The sequence below is a fragment of the Clostridium sp. JN-1 genome, from assembly GCF_003718715.1.
GTDB lineage: Bacteria > Bacillota > Clostridia > Clostridiales > Clostridiaceae > Clostridium_AV.
Map to the genome: position 1 here is coordinate 943,089 of NZ_CP033465.1, position 18,876 is coordinate 961,964.

Below are 18,876 nucleotides of genomic sequence, written 5' to 3' on the forward strand. Positions count from 1 at the left end.
TCTGCTGCATTACTGTAATTGTAATATTATGAAATTTTTCTGGTATATTCTTTTAACCAGTCTTTTTCCTCTTGATTTAGGTACTGGTGAAATTTTAGTATATACAGATCATGGTATTCATTTAACCATGCTTTTTCTTCTAAACTCATAAGTTTAGGATTTATTGCGTCTAAATCTATAGGTACATAACTAATTGGTTCAAAGTACATGAATTGACCGTATTCATTTTTTGCACCCTTACATGTAAGAAGTTCATTTTCAATACGTACTCCATGTGAGCCTGCTATATAAACTCCTGGTTCATCAGTTATAATCATGCCTTCTTCAAGACGGTGAGATTCATTTGGACGGTACTGCCACCTAAATCCAGTTGGTGATTCATGGATGTTCATTAAATATCCAACACCATGACCTGTACCATGGTTAAAGTTTAAGCCTATATTCCAGAATGGGGCACGTGCAAGGATATCTAAATTCATACCAGTACAGCCATAAAGGAATTTTGCATGGGCAAGGTGAAGATTACTGTTAACAGTTACAGTAAAGTGATCTTTCATTATCTGCGGTACTTCTCCTAATGCATAAGTTCTTGAAATATCTGTAGAACCTTCGTAAAAACCAGCACCTGTATCTGTTAAGTATAGAGAACCTTCTTTTAGTTCTACATCTGTTTCAGGAGTTGGAGCATAGTGTACTATGGCAGCATGCTCACCAAATGAAGAAATAGGTTCAAAACTTGGACGAATAAATCCTCCCTGCTCTGCACGGAATTCATCTAGTTTATTAGAAGCGCTTATTTCTGTAATGACTTCTTTGCCTATATTATGTTTAAGCCAGTACATAAATTTAGTATGAGCTATTCCATCTTTTATTGAGCCTTTTTAATATTTTCAATTTCAATTGGGTTTTTCATAGCTTTAAATAGAACAGATGGGTTCTGCTTTTCTACTTTTTTAACATTCTCTGGAATATTGTTATATAATGCATAATTCATCCTAGCTGGATCAACTAAGACAATGTCAGAAGGGGTGAATTTTTTTACTGCTTCATATATTTCATTATATGGATGTATAGATACACTATTTTTCTTAAGATTTGATTTGATTTCATCGCTTAATTTATCTTCATTTATGAATAGATAAGCTTCATCCATTGTAATAATAAGGTAACTCAAAACTAGCGGGAAAAATTCGATATCGTTTCCACGAATATTAAGAATCCACGCAGTATCATCTAGAGATGTAATAACATGTACATTTGTACCTGCATCTGTCATTGCTTCTCTAACACGTTTTAATTTAGAAGCAGTAGATTCTCCAGTATATTTTATATCAAGTTCAAATACTGGTTCTTCAGAAAGCGGCGGACGATCTTCCCATATATCATTAATTAAATCACAATCGTAGTTGATGTTAGCATTTTTACTTGACAATATTTTTCCATAAGTTTGTCCATCTAGCATAGAAACAACACGACCATCAAATCCAAGAGTGCCTTTATTAGGAAGTGTGTTTATTATATATTCTTCTATGGTTGGAACTTTAGGTTCTCCCATTTTAAATAATTCTACAGTAGTTCCTTTTAACTGGTCTTCAGCCTGCAAGAAGTATCTTCCATCTGTCCATAATCCTGCATGATCTTTTGTTATAACAGCAGTTCCTGCAGAACCCGAGAATCCAGTTATATATTCCCTGGCTTTGAAATGTTCACCTACATATTCGCTTTGATGAAAATCAGCAGTAGGTACAATATACATATCAATATTTTTTTCTGCCATTAATGTCCTCAATTTCATAAGTCTTTCTGATACTTTCATTGTATTAATCCCCTTTCAATTAATATTGGTTTTTACAAGAATTATAGCACAAAAGGTTTAGAAGGAATATACTAACCAGTCAAATATATGTAAAAGAAATCCTTTAGATAACCTTCATTTAAATTGTCCTCTGTTTTTATATTATGAATTATAGTTATTACTATTATAAAATGAAAGAAAACAAGTTTTAGGGTATAATTTAAATATAAGTAAAATATTTAAGGGACATGTTAAAATACAGACTAAGGGGTTGAACATATGTCGAATTTTTCATTCCTAAATAAAGAATGGCCTATGTTGGCTAAACTTGGGACGCAGGCAGAAAGTTATTTGCATACGGATAACAATGCTACAATGCTAAAATGCGTATGTTTGGAGAGAAAATAATTGATTATATATTAGTAATGTACAAGCTAGAAGCAGATAGATTTGCTGCACAGAATGATAAGATTAAGCTTTTGAGAACTACAACTATAAATAAAGCTATTCCAGATTTATTTGATATAGTAAGAAGATTCGGAAATAAAGCAAATCATGATGGATATGAGAACAAAAAAGATGCATTAGAATGTTTGGTTTCCATGTACAAAATAGCTGCATGGTTTTATATTAGGATTACAAAGGATACTTCAATTAAACCACTAACATACAAAATACCAAAACGCAAAGCAGCTAGTGCTAAGGTTTATGATATAGAAGCTTATGCTAAAGAAAAAGAAAAAATTAAAGAAGAACATGCTAAAGAAGTAAAAACTGTAAAGGAACAAGCAGCTAAATTAGTTCAAACTGAAGAAGATAAAAAAGTACAAAAAGAGGTTGAAAGTACTTTAGAATTTAATGAAGCACAAACAAGGAAGAAACTTATTGATATAATGCTAAAAGACGCAGGTTGGGATGTAAATAATAAGGAGTTGGTAAAACTTGAAGTACCTTTAGAAAATCATAAGGGAAAAGGTAAAAAAGGTTATGCTGATTATGTACTTTTTAATAAAAAGGGTAAGCCTATTGCAGTAGTTGAAGCTAAGAAAACTTCTGTAGATCCTATAATTGGCAGACAGCAGGCTGTGGAATATGCAAATAGTATTGAAAAAATATATAAAATACGTCCTATAGTTTTTTATACCAATGGATATGAAATATATATGTGGGATGATAATTACAGTGAACCTAGGCAAATTTGGGGGTTCTATACTTTAGAGGATTTGGAAGAACTGTTTTTTAAACATAAATATGAAAAGGATTTAAACAAAATTCAGATAGATAAAAATATAGCTGGAAGACCATATCAAATAGAAGGTATTAAGAGAGTTTATGAAAGATACCAAAATGGAAAAAGAAAAGCTCTTTTAGTAATGGCAACAGGAACGGGAAAAACTAGAACGGTAATAGCCTTAACTAAAGGATTAATGGAAGCAAATTGGGTTAAAGAGTCTTGTTTTTAGCAGACAGAGATGAATTAGTAAAGCAAGCTAAAGAGGATAAGAATAGTTTTAAAACTTTTATGCCCGAGGAAATATCATGTAGATTTACTGGCAAAAATTCAGATAATAGAGAATCTACTTTGTATTTTTCAACTTATCAAACCATGATAAATTATTATAGAGAATTTAGTGTTGGATTCTTTGATTTGATAATATGTGATGAATCTCATAGAAGTATTTATAAGGTATATAGAGATATTCTTGAATATTTTGATTCTCACATAATAGGGTTAACTGCTACACCAGTAGATTTTATTGAAAGAAATACTTTTAGTTTGTTTAGCTGTGATAATGGTGATCCAACATTTAATTTTTCCATTGAAGATGCATGGAATCATGTACCACCATATTTAATTGAACCTAGAGTTATAGATGCTACTACAGATTTTTTAAGAAAAGGTATTAAATATAATGAAATGACAGAAGAACAGAGACAAGAGATAGATGAAGAAGGATATGATGGCTGCGAAATAAACTATGATAAGAAAGAGCTGGAAAAGAAGATTACTAACAAAGATACTAACAGATATATACTGAGGACATTAATGGAAAAGGGAATAAAGGCAGGAGACTACATTGGTAAAACCATAATATTTGCTAAAAATAAGAAGCATGCTAATCTTTTAGACTCGCTATTTAATGAACTTTATCCTCAATATAAAGGCAAGCTTACAGCGGTAATTTATTCTGAGATAAAAGATAAATCTGTTTTAATAGAAAATTTTAAAGAACAAGATTTTCCTAGAATAGCTATTTCAGTAGATTTGCTTGATACAGGTATAGATGTGCCTGAGATTACTAACTTAGTTTTTGCCAAGCCTATTTATTCAAAAGTTAAGTTTTGGCAGATGCTAGGTAGAGGAACTAGAAGGTGTGAAAACCTGTTTGGAGAAGGAAAGGATAAAAAGGAATTTGCTATTTTTGATTGTTATAAAAACTTTGAATTCTTTGAAATGCATACAAAAGGATATGAACCAAAGCCGCAGAAAACTTCTATTCAAGTGAGATTTGAAACTATGTGCAGGCTTTTAAAAAAATTTAAAGAAAAGAGAGAATTGGATATATGTGAGGTATTCGCATCTAAATTGAAGGCAGATATAAATGAATTACCAGAGAATAGTATAGAAATTAAAAAGAATAGAAAGAAAATAGAACAGGTTAAAAAGGAAGAATATTGGAACAATTTAAGTGATGATTTCATTAAAAAATTAAAGCTTGAAATTTCACCATTAATAGAATGGATAGAAAGTAATGATAATTCAGATGCAGTAGGCTTTGATAACTCTATTTATAGAATTATGCTTTATAAGATTTCTGATGATAAAGATAACTTAATAAGAGAAATAAATGAAACGATTAAAAAACTTTCAAAATTAAAGCTTAACTTGAATCAATTTGATGGCACCAGGGAACTTGTAAAGACATTATTACAGCCTTCTGGCTGGCAGGATTTAAGCTATGAAAGACTAGAAAAAATCAGATTGAGTATTAGAGATCTTATGAAATATAAAGGAGAAAGCAGCAATACTTTTGTAGTACTTGATGTAAAAGATACAGGCTCAATAGTTAAAGAAATTAGTGCAGGTTCAGTACTTTATGGAGGTAATATGGAACCTTATGAAAAGAGAGTAAAGCTTGCCATAGAGGAAAAATTAAGAGATCAAATTGTAATTCATAAGATTAGAAAAGGTGAAAAATTGTCGCAAGATGAGATGCAAAGTGTATATTCCATATTTGGTGAAGATTTTGTATACAGTATTGATGAGCTTTCAAGCAAAACAGATATTGACAAAGAAGATATAGTTGGTATAATAAGAAAGTTTGTTGGTGTTGATGAAGTTGAGCTTAATAAAAGATTTGAAGAGTTCATTCAAAAACATCATAATAAAATGAATTCAACACAAATAAAAACCTTAGAAATAATAAAAAATGATATTGCTAAAAATAGAGGAATATCTTTTGCAGCATTATTTGCAGAACCATATACAAACTTTAATCAAAATGGTGTAGATGGCATATTTGGCAAAATGGCTGATGATGTATTTGAGCTGATTGCGCCATTTAGAGCATCATATATTTCTTAGCAAGGAAAGGAATAAGGAAAATGTTAAACGGAGAGATAAAAAGTAAAATTGATAGACTATGGAATAATTTCTGGTCAGGGGGAATATCTAACCCATTAACTGTAATAGAACAAATATCTTATCTTTTGTTTATTAAAAGATTAGATGATATTGATAATGCAAAAGAAAAAATGGCTAATAGAATTGGAAAGCCATATGCTTCAGTATTTCCGGAGGAGTTAATGAAATGGAGTGAATTCAGACATTTAGATGTAAATGAAGTGTTTGATATAGTATCACAAAAGGTTTTTCCATTTATAAAAACTATGGGCGGTGAGGATTCCAGCTTTACGGCAGAAATGAAGGATGCTGTATTTATAATACCTAAACCATCACTACTTCAAGAATCGATAAGAATTATTGATGGAATAAACATGGAAGATGCAGATACTAAAGGTGATCTATATGAATATCTATTATCCAAGCTTTCAGTATCGGGAGTAAATGGACAGTTTAGAACACCGAGACATATCATTAGAATGATGGTTGAATTAATGGATCCCACAGCAGAGGATAAAATATGTGACCCGGCTTGTGGAACAGCAGGGTTTTTAATAAATTCACTGGAGTATATATTAGAAAAGTATACAAAACCAGAAAGTGTATTCAAGGATGAAGAAGGTATTATACATAAAAGAATTGGGGATATGATGAATAGCTCAGAGTGGGAGCACTTTAGAACGTCTATGTTTTATGGATTTGATTTTGACCCATCCATGGTTAGAATAGCTTGCATGAACTTGATGCTCCACAGTATAGACAATCCTAATGTAGTGCAAAGTGATAGTTTATCTAAGAGATATGAAGAAGAAAACAAATATAATTTAGTTTTAGCAAATCCACCTTTTAAGGGCAGTATAGATAAAGGAGATATCAGTAAGTCACTAGCTAAAGGTGCAAGTACTACAAAAACAGAACTTTTATTTATAAAACTTATAAATAGAATATTGGACTTAGGTGGAAGATGTGCAGTAATAGTACCAGATGGAGTGCTATTTGGATCGACTAAGGCCCATAAAGAAGTTAGGAAAAGCCTAGTAGAAAACAATGCACTAGAAGGAGTTATATCCATGCCTTCAGGAGTATTTAAGCCTTATGCAGGAGTTTCCACAGCTGTGCTTATGTTTACAAAAGGCGGACAAACAGACAAAGTATGGTTTTATGATATGCAAAGTGATGGATTCTCACTAGATGATAAGAGAAATAAGCTTGATAATGATGGAGATATTCCAGATATAATTGAAAAGTGGAGAGCTATTAAAAAAGATAATACTTTAGAACCTACTAAAGATGATAAATGGTTCTGGGTAGAAAAAGAAGAAATAGCTAGTAATGGTTATGACCTTTCTATAAATAAGTATAAGGAAATAGAATATGAAGAAGTGGTATATGAAAAGCCAGAGGTTATACTTAATAAGATTGAGGCTTTAGAAAAATCAATTTTAGAAGATATAGCTGTGATAAAGGGAATGGTGAAGTAATATGAAGAATATTAAGTTACCTGATGGATGGAAAATAGAGAAATTATGTGATTTAGCTATAATATCAGCAGGTCAAGGAGCTCCACAAAAAGAATCAGATTATGGGGATGAAGGATATCCATTTATAAAGGTTAGTAATTTAGAATTCCTTTGTAATGGAGGAAGCGAAAGAGAGATACCTAAAATTAATAACAGTATAGCATCTGATAAAAAATTAAGATTATATGATAAGGGAACAATAATATTTGCAAAAAGTGGAATGTCTTGTATGAAGGAAAGAGTTTATGCATTAAATGAGTCATGTTATATAGTTAATCACTTAGCATGTGTGACTCCTAAAGATATCAATAGTAAGTATCTAGTATATTTTTTGAGAAAAAATCCACCTACGAGACTAATTAAAGATCTATCTTATCCATCAATAAGATTGTCTGATATAGAAAAGATGAAGATAACTGTTCCTCCATTAAAAACCCAAAAGAAAATAGTTGAGGTTTTAGAAAAGTCTGAAGATACTATAAAAAATAGAAAAGAAGCAATTAAATTATTAGATGAATTAGTCAAATCGAGATTTATCGAGATGTTTGGTTCAAGTGAAGATGCAACTGCAATGGAGTTAAATAATATATGTTTAAAGATTACTGACGGCACGCATCAATCTCCACAATTTGTAAGCGCGGGTGTGCCATTTTTATTTGTATCTAATATAGTTAATAATAAAATTAACTATAAAACTGAAAAGTTTATAACAAGGGAAGAGTATCAATTGCTTATAAAAAGGACACCAATTGAAATAGGAGATGTTTTATTAACTATTGTTGGATCTTATGGAAATCCAGCTGTTGTAGAATCAGCGAAAGAATTTTGCTTTCAAAGACATATAGCATATATTAAACCTAACAAAAAGCAAATTAATAGTTATTACTTGCATGCAGCATTACAAACGCCTTACGTTAGAAGGCAGATTGATACCAGGGTAAAAGGTATTGCACAGAAAACTTTAAATCTGTCAGAACTTAAAAAAATTAGAATTAATATTCCTAAAATAGAAAAGCAGAATGACTTCGGAAGGTTTTATAAGCAAGTCGACAAATTGAAATTTGAAATGGAGAATAGTCTAAAAGGATTAAAGGACAACTTTAATTCACTGATGCAAAAGGCTTTTAAAGGGGAATTATTTAATTAGAAATGCTGATTTTATGAAATGGGAAGAGGTTAGAAAAATATATCCTAATAAATTTGTAAAACTTCAAATACTAAAGTTTCATTTGGAAGGTAATATTAAAATTATAGATGATGTGGTTGTAATTAAGGTTATTGATGATAATAAAAGTGCAACAAAGGAACTTGTAAATTCTAAGGAAGGTACAATTGTCTATCATACAGCAAATGAAAATATAAGTATTGAAGTTAAGAATATAAGGGCATATAGAGGTAGAATATAATGAAACTGGAGTATAAAGATAGATTATATCATATCAGAATACCATTTGGAAAACAGTATAATAATATAAATAATGGCAATATACCATAATATATTAAAGTTTAGGAGTTGAAGATTATGGTAGAAAAGCTTATTGTTCAAATTGAACAGGAAATGATAAATTTACTTGATAATATGCAAATGGAAGCACTTAATAAAGTTTTATTGAAAAATCTGCAGGGGTTAGCTTTTACAGATGAAGCTAATAATAAAAATTTAGAGAGTGAAGAAACAGATTATTGCAATATATTTATTTGTGCAAAGCAAGTAGAGGGCTGCTCAGAAAAATCTCTTAAGTATTATAAATCAACTATAGAAAATATGTTAAAAACCTTGAATAAACCAGTTAAGCATATTATAACAGGGGATTTAAGAGGATATTTAGCAGAATATCATAAAAGAAGTGATTGTAGCAAGGTCACTATTGATAATATTAGAAGAATTTTATCCACATTCTTTTCGTGGCTTGAGGATGAAAACTATATTTTAAAGAGTCCAGTAAGACGAATTCATAAAATAAGAACTGGGAAAATCGTAAAAGAAATATATACGGATGAGAATTTAGAAATAATGCGTGATAATTGTAAAGAAATCCGTGACCTTGCAATTATAGATTTGTTAAACTCTACTGGAATGCGTGTTGGAGAGTTAGTAAAATTAAATATTGATGATATAGATTTTAATGAGAGAGAATGTATTGTTGAAGGAAAAGGTGATAAGCAAAGAAGAGTTTATTTTGATGCAAGGACAAAAATACATTTGAAAAATTATCTTAATAGTAGAGTTGATGATAATAAAGCATTATTTGTATCACTAATAGAACCATATAATAGGTTAAATATTAGTGGAGTTGAAATTAGAATGAGGGAGCTTGGCAGAAGGCTTAATATTAATAGAGTTCACCCACATAAATTTAGAAGAACACTTGCAACAAGAGCTATTGATAAAGGAATGCCGATAGAGCAGGTGCAGCAACTTTTAGGACATCAGAAGATAGATACAACACTTCAGTATGCAATGGTAAATCAAAATAATGTTAAGAATTCACATCGAAAATATATTGGATAGTGTTTTAAGTGAGTTTATATATAAAATTGATATTTATTATATAATATTAGGAGGGAGAGTATTCTATGTTATATCATGCTTCAGGTGAAATAGTTGAGTTCCCTGAAATTAGAAAAAGTAAGTATACTTAAGTTTTCATACTTTAAAAGCTCTTGATTGTCTGAAGTTTGAAAGAGGTGAGATTATTAATGAATGATACTTTAAAAAACGATTTGTTTTATATATGTTGTCTTATAGAATTTATAGGTAGAAAAACTAAAAATAGAAGGGCAACAATTGTTCAAATATTAGGTAAAGAAGAATTGGTAAGACAATTAGATATTGCAGAAGTCAATCATTGTCTATCATTTGAGCAAGTTTCAGATGAAATAATAGAGTATTTTAATATACAAGAGGGTGATTATGATACCGTTGGATTATGTAAATACAATCTCCCAAGTGTTCAGGCAATAGGAAAAGTGTATCAGAGATTAATAATAAGTATAATTTCAGAAAAAGATAATTTAGTGGATATTTTATTAAAAGTATTTAATTCATTTATAAGTGATGAAATTTCGGATTTCAATTCATCTGTTTATTATAGTAACCCAGAGTATTTAAAGTACTCCTACTTAGAAGGAAGATTATTAGATTAGTCACTTTTTTGGTGAACTTAATGGTGTTTTGTATGATTTTTAACCCCTAAAGCAAATCGAGATTTATCGAGATGTTTGGTGACCCAGTTTTAAATCCTATGAACTGGGAGATTAAGACCGTGATTGACGTATGTGATTGTATGGTGCCAGGAAGAGATAAACCTAAGAGTTTTACTGGGAGTACACCTTGGATTACAATAGATGATTTGAATGTTAATAGTGTTACATATAAATCTAGATCAAGCCTAGGATTAACAGACGATGAAATAAATGAGGTAAAGCGAAAAAAAGTTCCTAAAGGTAGTGTATTGATGAGTTGTGTCGGGAATTTAGGTATTTGCTCTATTGCAGGCGAGAAAATGGTTATCAACCAGCAATTGCATTCATTTCAGTGTAAAGATATTAATAATTTCTTTTTAATGTATTACTTAGAATTCAGGAAAGATTATATGATGTCACAGGCGAGTAGTACTACAGTTTTATATATGAATAAAACTGTATGTAATTCTATTCCAGTATATCTTCCACCAATAGAACTTCAAAACCAATTTGCATGTTTTGTTAACCAAGTCGACAAATTGAAATTTGAAATGAAGAAGAGTTTAGAAAAATTAGAATTTAATTAGTCAGTGAAATTTTCACTGGCTAATTTTTATAATTCGATATTTATATAAACTTAAATACGGTAACTTTTACTAAAAGGTCACATTTTGCACTGAAAAAAGTGTCATATCTGCACTTGCAGACACTTTTCCCTAAATTTATAATAAAACATGTAAGTTGAGAGTTGGCTCCAATAAAATAAGATAAATTAGCCATTTATGAGTAAAGCATTACATTAATATAAGTGAAGCGAGGTGAGGATAATATGCTATGTGATTTATTAAATAAGGATACTATTCAAATTGATAATAACGCCCATATGAGCTGGGAGGATGCTATTCGAAAAGCAGCTATTCCACTATTAAAAAATAATAGCATTGAAGACGAGTATGTAGATGCTATGATTGATTCTGTAAAAGAAAATGGTCCTTATATCAATATAGGACAAGGTATTGCACTTGCACATTCTCGTCCAGAAAATGGAGTTCATAAAATTGCAGTTTCTCTTTTAAGGACATATCCAGCTGTCAGCCTAGTAAACGATGATCATAAAATCGAACTATGGTTTGTATTATCAGCTGTGGATAACAACAGTCATTTAAAAGTAATTCAACGATTAGCAGAAATATTAGGAGATCAAGAAAAAGTCAGCCATATGCTGTCTGCAGAAAATGTTGACGAAATAGTAAATATTATTAATTTAAATAAAAAGGAGAGATAAATATGAAAATTATTGCAGTATGCCAAAGTGGACTAGGAAGTAGTTTTATGGTTCAAATGAATATTCAACAAGTTTTGCAAGAGGAAGGAGTTAATGCAGATAATATTCAACTGGAACACAGTGATGTAGGTAGTGTTACAGCTGAATCAGCAGATTACTTCTTTGTTGAATCAACTCTTGCCGGAGCACTAAGCAGTATTCCTAAAGATAAAATTGTATCACTAAAAAGTCTAATTGATAAAGAAGAAATAAGAAAACAAATAAACAAAATTTTGGATAAAGAAAATATAATCCATTCTTAAATAAAGTAAACTAAGAGGTGAGTTTAAAAATGAAATCTTTATTAAATTTATTCGTATCTATTGCAACTCAACCTGCTATTTTAGTTGCTTTAATTGCAATGTTAGGTCTTATTTTGCAAAACAAAAAACCAACTGAAATAATTCAAGGTACAATTAAAACTTTTGCTGGTTTCCTAGTTTTAATTGGAGGTGCAGGTATTTTAAGTAATTCTTTAGCACCTTTTGCCGCAATGTTTAAATTTGCACTGCATGTTCAAGGTGTTGTTCCAAGTAATGAAGCAGTCGTTGCAATTGCTTTAGTCAAATACGGAACTACAACAGCACTTATAATGTTAGTCGGAATGATTGTTAATATTGCATTAGCTCGTTTTACAAGATTTAAATATATTTTTCTAACTGGTCAGGCAATGCTGTATGTTTCATGTTTGACTGCAGTTATTTTAGTAAGTGCTAACTTAGGAACTGGCATAGAAACAATCTTACTTGGGGGATTATTTGAAGGAACATTATTGACCATTACACCTGCATTATGCCAGCCATTTATGCGTAAAATTACAGGCGGCGATGCTGTTGCAATGGGACATACCGGAAATATAGGATATGCCATTTCTGGATTAATTGGTAAGTGTTTTGGAGATAATAAACAAAGTACTGAAGATTTGAATGTTCCTAAAAGTTTAAGCTTTTTACGTGATTCAACGGTCTCAATTACTTTGTTGATGTCCATAGTTTACATTGCTCTAGCTATTGTTGCAGGTCCAAGTTTTGTTGAAAGCAAGTTGAGTTCAGGTACTAACTTTATCGTATATGCCCTTGTTCAAGCGGGAACTTTTGCAGCTGGATTTATCGTAGTTCTTCAGGGAGTCCGCATGATTTTAGCAGAAATTGTACCTGCTTTTCAAGGCATTGCTAAAAAGCTAGTTCCAAACTCTAAACCGGCATTAGACGTACCAATTATATTTCCATATGCACCAAATGCTGTTTTAATTGGTTTCTTTGTAAGTTTTATTGTAGGTACTATAAGTATGTTTATAATGATTGCTATGGGGACAACAGTTATTATTCCAGGTGTGGTTGGACACTTCTTTTGCGGTGCAGCTGCTGCTGTTTACGGAAATGCAACTGGAGGAAAACGAGGTGCAGTACTTGGTTCAGCAGTTAACGGATTATTAATTAGCTGGCTGCCACTGTTTATTCTTCCTGTGCTCGGAAACTTAAAACTTGCTGCATCTACATTTGCAGATACAGATTACTTAATTCCAGGAATCATATTGGGTAAGATTGGATCTTACGGTCAATCAGCACTTATTTTTAGTATTATTGCATTTACACTCATAGTGGTTCTTTTAAGTTTTATACTAGATTCTCGCAGCAAGAAAAAAATAACAGAAGAATAGAAATTATAACCTCCGGATTTTAATTCGGAGGTTATAGTATAGTCTAAAGGGAGGTGATTTCATGATTCACTTTAGTCATACAAAACATGGGGATGAGTTATTGAATTTATTAATAAATGCTAGTAGATATCTATCCCTTCAAGAATTACAGGATAGGCTAAAACTATCCAGGAGAAATGTGTTCTACATCCTTAAAAAAGTCAACGGTGAACTCGAACAGAATAATTTAGATCCTATTCAGAGAATTGGCAGTGCAGGATATTACTTGACCCCGGATAATATTGTCCAGTTAAATAAAAAACAGTGTTCATCTAATTCTATACTGGAACCTAAACTTAGTCGTCTTGAAAGAGAGCAGTTTATTATATATAAATTAATAAATAGTGAAAGAGTTTCGTTACTTACAATTACCTCAACTTTAAATATCTCCAAAAATACTGCTATTAGCGATTTAAGAAACATAAGCAGTGAATTAGAAAAGCATGGATTAAAATTAATCAAATCAAAACAAGGTCAAAAGCTTGAGGGATCAGAAATAGCACAGCGTAATTGGGTATATGAACAATTGAGCAAGCACAGTTCAGTTATTTATAGCCAGCTGTCCAATGACCCAAGTAAACTATCACAGATTAATACTTACCTTCACCAGTTAGAAAGAATAACCGGAAACTACTTAACAGATGATGCTTTAATGATTATAAGTACTTTCATACTTTGGTACTTAAATCGCACTAGCAGTGCAGATAAATTATTAATTAATACTCTAGAAAATGTAAGATTTGAAGATTCAGCAGGATTAAAATGGACCAAAGAATTTCTCAATAAAAATGGTATTATAAATGAAGGTGAAGCTCACTATTTACTAAAAATGATTAATTCCAGCCAGTTTTCTAAAGTAAATCAAGAAGATCTCACAATTAAGAAATTGATTCCCATTACCAGGGCAATAGTTGATAGATTCAACAAAGTAGCAGGTGTTGATATTCCACCGAAGAATTTAGAAATTTCTTTAACTACACACTTGCTTTCAACTTATCACCGCGTAAAGTACAACATTTCTTATAAGCATCCAAATTTAAAACAAATAGAAGTAGAATATCATCAGTTATTTAGCCTTACAAGATATTCTGTTTACTATTTTGAGAAATTTATCTCAATGCACTTAAGCGATGATGAAATAGCACTTATTGCCCTTTATTTTGGAAGTGAACTTAGAAAACTAGAAGAAAAAACTTTTAAAAATGAAAAACCTGATGTAATTGTAGTTTGCTCAAGTGGAATAGGTACATCTATTTTTTTAGAGCAGCAACTGCGCAGTCGTTATCCTTCAATTAAATTTTCTTCACCTATGAATGTCCTCCAGTACGAGAGTAGTTCTCTATCTGGAGTTAAATTGGTTATTAGCACAATAGATTTACACGAAAGGAAACAAATACCTGTAATTCAAGTTCCTGCAATTCCAGATATACTTGAATGGAATTACATTACTCAAGCACTTGCTAAAGTCGGTCTAAATAGTGGAAAAAGGTCTCAGATTAATACGGAAAATTTGTTGGATATCATTAGTAATTATGCCAGAATTGAAGATGTAAATGGTCTTAAAAAAGCATTGGAAAGTTATTTTAATCAAATAAAAAATGTTGAAAAAGTAACTACAGAAAATAATATCAGACTTCAGGATCTACTTTCCGAATCCCACATTATGATATATAAACAAAAATTAAATTGGGATGAGGCTGTTCAAATTACCTACGTTCCACTTATTAAAGGAAATATCGTAAAATATAGATATATTGATAAAATTATTAATTTAACTAGAATTCATGGACCATATATGGTGCTTGGAAAAGGCATTATGCTTGCACATGCAAAACCAAGCGATGGTGTTAACTCTCTTGGAATTTGTTTAGCACTGTTTAAACATGCCGTGGATATACCAACTCCAAACGATAAAAAAACAGCTAAAGTTAATCTTATTATAGGTTTAGCTCCAGTTGATTCAGTAAGTCATCTTACAGCACTGTCACAATTAATGAATAAAATTCAAGATGACAATTGGATTGCTTCTGTTTATAAATGCAATAATAAAAAACAATTAAAAGAATTAATTTTAAATGAAATTTTTGATTAAAAGTGTTGTAAAACAAGAGAACATACCTAGATTTGTGTAAATCAAATCTAGGTACGTTCTCGAACTTGACACAAACCTTAAGTACCTCTATTCTTCAATTATCATGACAAATCCAGCATTACCATCAACTCTTATTTTCTGACCTGTCTTGATTTTCTTAGTAGCTTCCGTAATTCCAACTACTGCTGGTATTCCGTATTCTCTAGCAACCACAGTACCGTGAGTGAGTAAACCTCCAACCTCCATAACAAGACCAGCTGCATTTATAAATAATGGTGTCCAGCCTGGGTCTGTAAAAGGTGCTACTAGAATTTCGCCTTTATTTATAGAAGTCTTTGAGGGGTCAGTGATTACTCTTGCGATACCTTCAATAACTCCTGAGGAAACGGGCATGCCGGGTAGTGCACCTTCAGGAAGGTTCTCTCTTTTATAGCCTGCTTTGATTTCTTCACCATCACTAGTTATGAGGCGAGGAGGGGTTAGCTTATTAAAGTGCTCATATTCCTCTTTCCTCAGTTTTACAAGTTCTACAAGGCTATAATTATTTTGTATTGCCTTATAAAGCTCCCAGAAGCCTACATAGAATATATCCTTTTCTTCTAAAAGATGGCCTTTTTCAACTAGCAGCCTTGCTTCTTCTAAGAAGGCTTTCTTATAGGTCAGAATAAGCTTCATTATTAAATATTTAGGATGTTCTCTAATTGGCATATAGTTTCTTAATACCCTTACCATACGTCTTACTACTTTGCCTTTTACTTTTCCGTGATTTTCTTCTACTTCTTTAATGAGTTCTGCTGAAGCTTTCTTTGCTCTTTCAATAGTTTCCTTATGCTCTTTTCTGTGGATGCCTTCCTCTGAGGTATTAACTATAGATATAATTGCCTTTGCTAGAGGTTCAGGATTCTCTATCCATCTATCCTTTGCCATGTCTATTTCACCAGCAGCCCTCATGTCGTATATATCAATAAAGGTATTAAACTTCTTTTTAAATTCATTATTGTCCTTTAGTTTGTTTATTCTATCAATTAAAGTGATATAATCCTCATTTGTAAATTCTCTTATTAAATCAGGTGATTTTCTAACCATATCAGCTAGGTCTCCAACAAGAAGACCCATTTCTGTGGTTATATTGCCCTCCAGGCCTTTAATTATAATATCAACATATTTGTGTTCTAAAAGCAGCTTTTCTTCCTGTGCTTCAAGAGCTTTAAAGCTTAACATTGCAGGAGCCATTATTGGAAGCAACACCCGAAAATCATCAGAAAAGTCTGCAGACTTATATATAGCTTCAAGTTTTTCTATGCCTTGCTTTGCACTATTAACAGCCTTAGCCGCTTCTTTTGTTCGCTTATCTATATAGCTTTTTACAAATTCAACAGTACCCTCAGGTTTTCTGTAGGTAATATTTTTTATAGATTTGAAAACTATAGGCTTAAAGAATTTTCTTAAGGCTTTCCCTGAGTTTTTGTTCTTTTTAATTTCTGTTTCAAAGTCAGGCCTGTTTATAAGCTCTTTTAAAGCTTGTGACATCAAGGCATCAGCATTTTTGAGAAATGAAGATATAACCTCTCTAGGTTTTTTATATTGAAGAATATCACTTAAATCAAGATATATTCTGCCTGCTGCTGACTTTATTACTCTATATTCCTCGGCACTTCTAGCTCCTTTGTCAAAAGGAAAAATCATTCTAAGCATGTCAATTCCAAGTGGTGAAATAGGGGCTGTCATAACTTGAAAATGGTTAAAGGAAACATAGACATGCAGAGCCTCATCCTTTGGCATAGGCTGCGGCATAGGAAATAATGAGGTAATAGCACGGCTTTGAACTATATACAGCTTGCCATTTTTAAGACACCACTCAATGTCCTGTGGGCAGCCGTAGTGCTTTTCTATTGCCATGCCTAATTCGGCAAGATTTTTTATCTGTGAGTCCTGAAGAACTTGGCTTGCTGCTTTCTCAGCTGTTATCTCGACTTTTTTTGTGCCACCGCCTCTAATCGGCATTATAGCAAGTTTTTTCTCAGCAATTGTTTTACTTTCTATCTCTGAACTTCTTTTATTATATTTATATATGTCAGGGGATACTAAACCGGAAACAAGAGCTTCTCCTAAACCGTAGCTTGCATCTATGGATATGAGCTTTCTGTGACCTAATATAGGGTCCGCCGTAAACATAATTCCTGATACTTGAGGCAGTACCATCTTTTGAACAACTACTGACATATGAACCTTTTCATGTTCAATTTTATTTTGAATTCTATATAATATAGCTCTATCTGTAAACAGTGATGCCCAGCAGTTTCTTACTGAGTTTAGTAGGGCTTTTTCTCCCATGATATTAAGATAGGTGTCCTGCTGACCAGCAAAAGAGGCAAAAGCTAAGTCTTCTGCTGTGGCGCTTGATCTAACTGCATAGTAGTTGTCTGCTCCTAGCTTGTTAAATGATTTTATTATTTCCTGTTCCACTTTTTCAGGTACAGCTGATTGCTGTATTTTCTCTCTTATTTGCTTCCCAATTTTATTTATGTTATCAAGACTTGCAACTTTAATTGTCTGAGCTATGAATTCTGACAGATTGTTATAGTGTATGAATTCCTTATAGCCTTCTGTTGTCACACAAAATCCAAAAGGTACAGGGAAACCTGCCAGTGTCATTTCACCTAGGTTTGCACCTTTACCTCCTACAAGAGGCAAGTCTTTTTTATCTGTCTCATCAAAGAATAAAGTATACCTTTTTTCCATAATCCTTCCACCTCCATAATATTTATAGCTTTGCACCGTTCAAAAATAGTTCGGTTAATTGATTTCTTTATCTTAAGTAAATAGCTGTTAATTTAGTCTTAATTTGTTTTATTTTTTTGGATGACATTTGGAGGACATAGATATGAAAAAGGCTCTTTGAAATATTAATCCAAAGAGCCTTTAACCATTGAAAACACTTGGTGCCGGAGGCGGGACTTGAACCCGCATGTTGTTACCAACGACGGATTTTGAATCCGTTGCGTCTGCCAATTCCACCACTTCGGCAAGGAACGAATATATAATATCACATGAATTCAACATAGTCAATGATAAATACAAAAAAAGTAGAAGATTATAGTGAAATTTTGAGAAAAAACATTTTTGCTGCCCAGCTTTTTATATAAGGTATATTCAAAACATTAGGTGTATGTTGAGCTATTAAAGGATTTCCGTAATCATCAAAAGAAGTGATGATTGCGGAATGAGCTATTATTCCTTTTGAATCTTGGTAAGATATTATATCACCAGGTTCGAGCATGCTTACAGAAGGGACTTCTTTTCCTTTGACTCCATATAAATTTTTAGCATAACTATTTTTTAGATACCAATAAAGTGAGCCGGCAACTGCCCATGAGATGGACCACTTATCGTCTGATAAATTTGGAGTGTTATTATTGGAATACCACCATGGATTTTCACCTGAAAAAATCATTGGAGCACCTCCAGCATTTAAACATTGAGAAATGAAGTTTGTACAGTCACCACCATTTTCACCATATAAGACAAAGTACTTAAAAGCAGGATTTGGTACTACGGTATAGTTTATAGCGTAGTTTACAGCCTTTTCTCTAGAATATAATAGATTTTTCATATACTTATAATTTCCTCATAAA

General features: G+C 31.8%; 13 protein-coding genes, 1 tRNA gene and 2 pseudogenes. 12 read left to right on the forward strand and 4 right to left on the reverse strand.

Translation table 11 applies throughout. The features are described from left to right. Positions 1-26: 26 nt before the first annotated feature. Positions 27-1,816 (reverse strand): annotated as a pseudogene (locus tag EBB51_RS04650) (aminopeptidase P family N-terminal domain-containing protein). An 872-nt stretch (positions 1,817-2,688) separates the two neighbouring features. Here EBB51_RS04650 and EBB51_RS14010 point away from each other — a divergent pair. The 12 genes and pseudogenes from EBB51_RS14010 to EBB51_RS04710 all read left to right on the forward strand — a co-directional run. After that, positions 2,689-3,572, forward strand: a pseudogene (locus EBB51_RS14010) (DEAD/DEAH box helicase family protein); the annotation flags it as partial. Beyond that, positions 3,552-5,381 (forward strand): type I restriction-modification enzyme R subunit C-terminal domain-containing protein, encoded by a 1,830-nt coding sequence (locus EBB51_RS13945; protein ID WP_347560958.1) that lies wholly within the window; start codon positions 3,552-3,554, stop codon positions 5,379-5,381. The pseudogene EBB51_RS14010 and the gene EBB51_RS13945, both read left to right, overlap by 21 nt. Positions 5,382-5,401: 20 nt before the next feature. Next, positions 5,402-6,901, forward strand: coding sequence for a class I SAM-dependent DNA methyltransferase (locus tag EBB51_RS04660; protein WP_123053391.1), 1,500 nt, complete (start codon positions 5,402-5,404; stop codon positions 6,899-6,901). Position 6,902: 1 nt separating this feature from the next. Further along, positions 6,903-8,087 (forward strand): restriction endonuclease subunit S, encoded by a 1,185-nt coding sequence (locus tag EBB51_RS04665; protein WP_123053392.1) that lies wholly within the window; start codon positions 6,903-6,905, stop codon positions 8,085-8,087. Between the two features lie 13 nt (positions 8,088-8,100). Next, on the forward strand, positions 8,101-8,346 hold the full coding sequence (locus tag EBB51_RS04670) for a hypothetical protein (protein WP_123053393.1): 246 nt from the start codon (positions 8,101-8,103) through the stop codon (positions 8,344-8,346). 116 nt (positions 8,347-8,462) lie between these two features. Next, entirely contained in the window at positions 8,463-9,452 is a 990-nt protein-coding gene (gene xerA / locus EBB51_RS04675; RefSeq protein WP_123053394.1) for a site-specific tyrosine recombinase/integron integrase, read from the forward strand. A gap of 188 nt (positions 9,453-9,640) precedes the next feature. Further along, complete coding sequence (locus EBB51_RS04685; RefSeq protein WP_123053395.1) at positions 9,641-10,087, forward strand: hypothetical protein; 447 nt, start codon at positions 9,641-9,643, stop codon at positions 10,085-10,087. Positions 10,088-10,185: 98 nt separating this feature from the next. Further along, positions 10,186-10,713, forward strand: coding sequence for a restriction endonuclease subunit S (locus EBB51_RS04690; RefSeq protein ID WP_279221832.1), 528 nt, complete (start codon positions 10,186-10,188; stop codon positions 10,711-10,713). Between the two features lie 242 nt (positions 10,714-10,955). Beyond that, positions 10,956-11,411 (forward strand): PTS sugar transporter subunit IIA, encoded by a 456-nt coding sequence (locus tag EBB51_RS04695; protein ID WP_123053397.1) that lies wholly within the window; start codon positions 10,956-10,958, stop codon positions 11,409-11,411. Positions 11,412-11,413: 2 nt separating this feature from the next. Continuing rightward, on the forward strand, positions 11,414-11,713 hold the full coding sequence (locus EBB51_RS04700; RefSeq protein ID WP_123053398.1) for a PTS sugar transporter subunit IIB: 300 nt from the start codon (positions 11,414-11,416) through the stop codon (positions 11,711-11,713). 29 nt (positions 11,714-11,742) lie between these two features. Further along, positions 11,743-13,110, forward strand: a complete 1,368-nt coding sequence (locus EBB51_RS04705) for a PTS ascorbate transporter subunit IIC (RefSeq protein WP_123053399.1) — start codon at positions 11,743-11,745, stop codon at positions 13,108-13,110. Positions 13,111-13,171: 61 nt separating this feature from the next. Then, positions 13,172-15,241 (forward strand): BglG family transcription antiterminator, encoded by a 2,070-nt coding sequence (locus EBB51_RS04710; RefSeq protein WP_123053400.1) that lies wholly within the window; start codon positions 13,172-13,174, stop codon positions 15,239-15,241. A gap of 87 nt (positions 15,242-15,328) precedes the next feature. Here EBB51_RS04710 and EBB51_RS04715 read toward each other — a convergent pair whose 3' ends face one another. From EBB51_RS04715 to EBB51_RS04725, 3 genes are all read right to left on the reverse strand, one after another. Then, entirely contained in the window at positions 15,329-17,983 is a 2,655-nt protein-coding gene (locus tag EBB51_RS04715) for a phosphoenolpyruvate synthase (RefSeq protein ID WP_123053401.1), read from the reverse strand. A gap of 198 nt (positions 17,984-18,181) precedes the next feature. Further along, positions 18,182-18,268, reverse strand: a tRNA-Leu gene (locus EBB51_RS04720). A 67-nt stretch (positions 18,269-18,335) separates the two neighbouring features. After that, a complete protein-coding gene (locus EBB51_RS04725; RefSeq protein ID WP_123053402.1) occupies positions 18,336-18,854 on the reverse strand; it encodes an amidase domain-containing protein in 519 nt (172 codons plus the stop codon). Between the last annotated feature and the right edge of the window lie 22 nt (positions 18,855-18,876).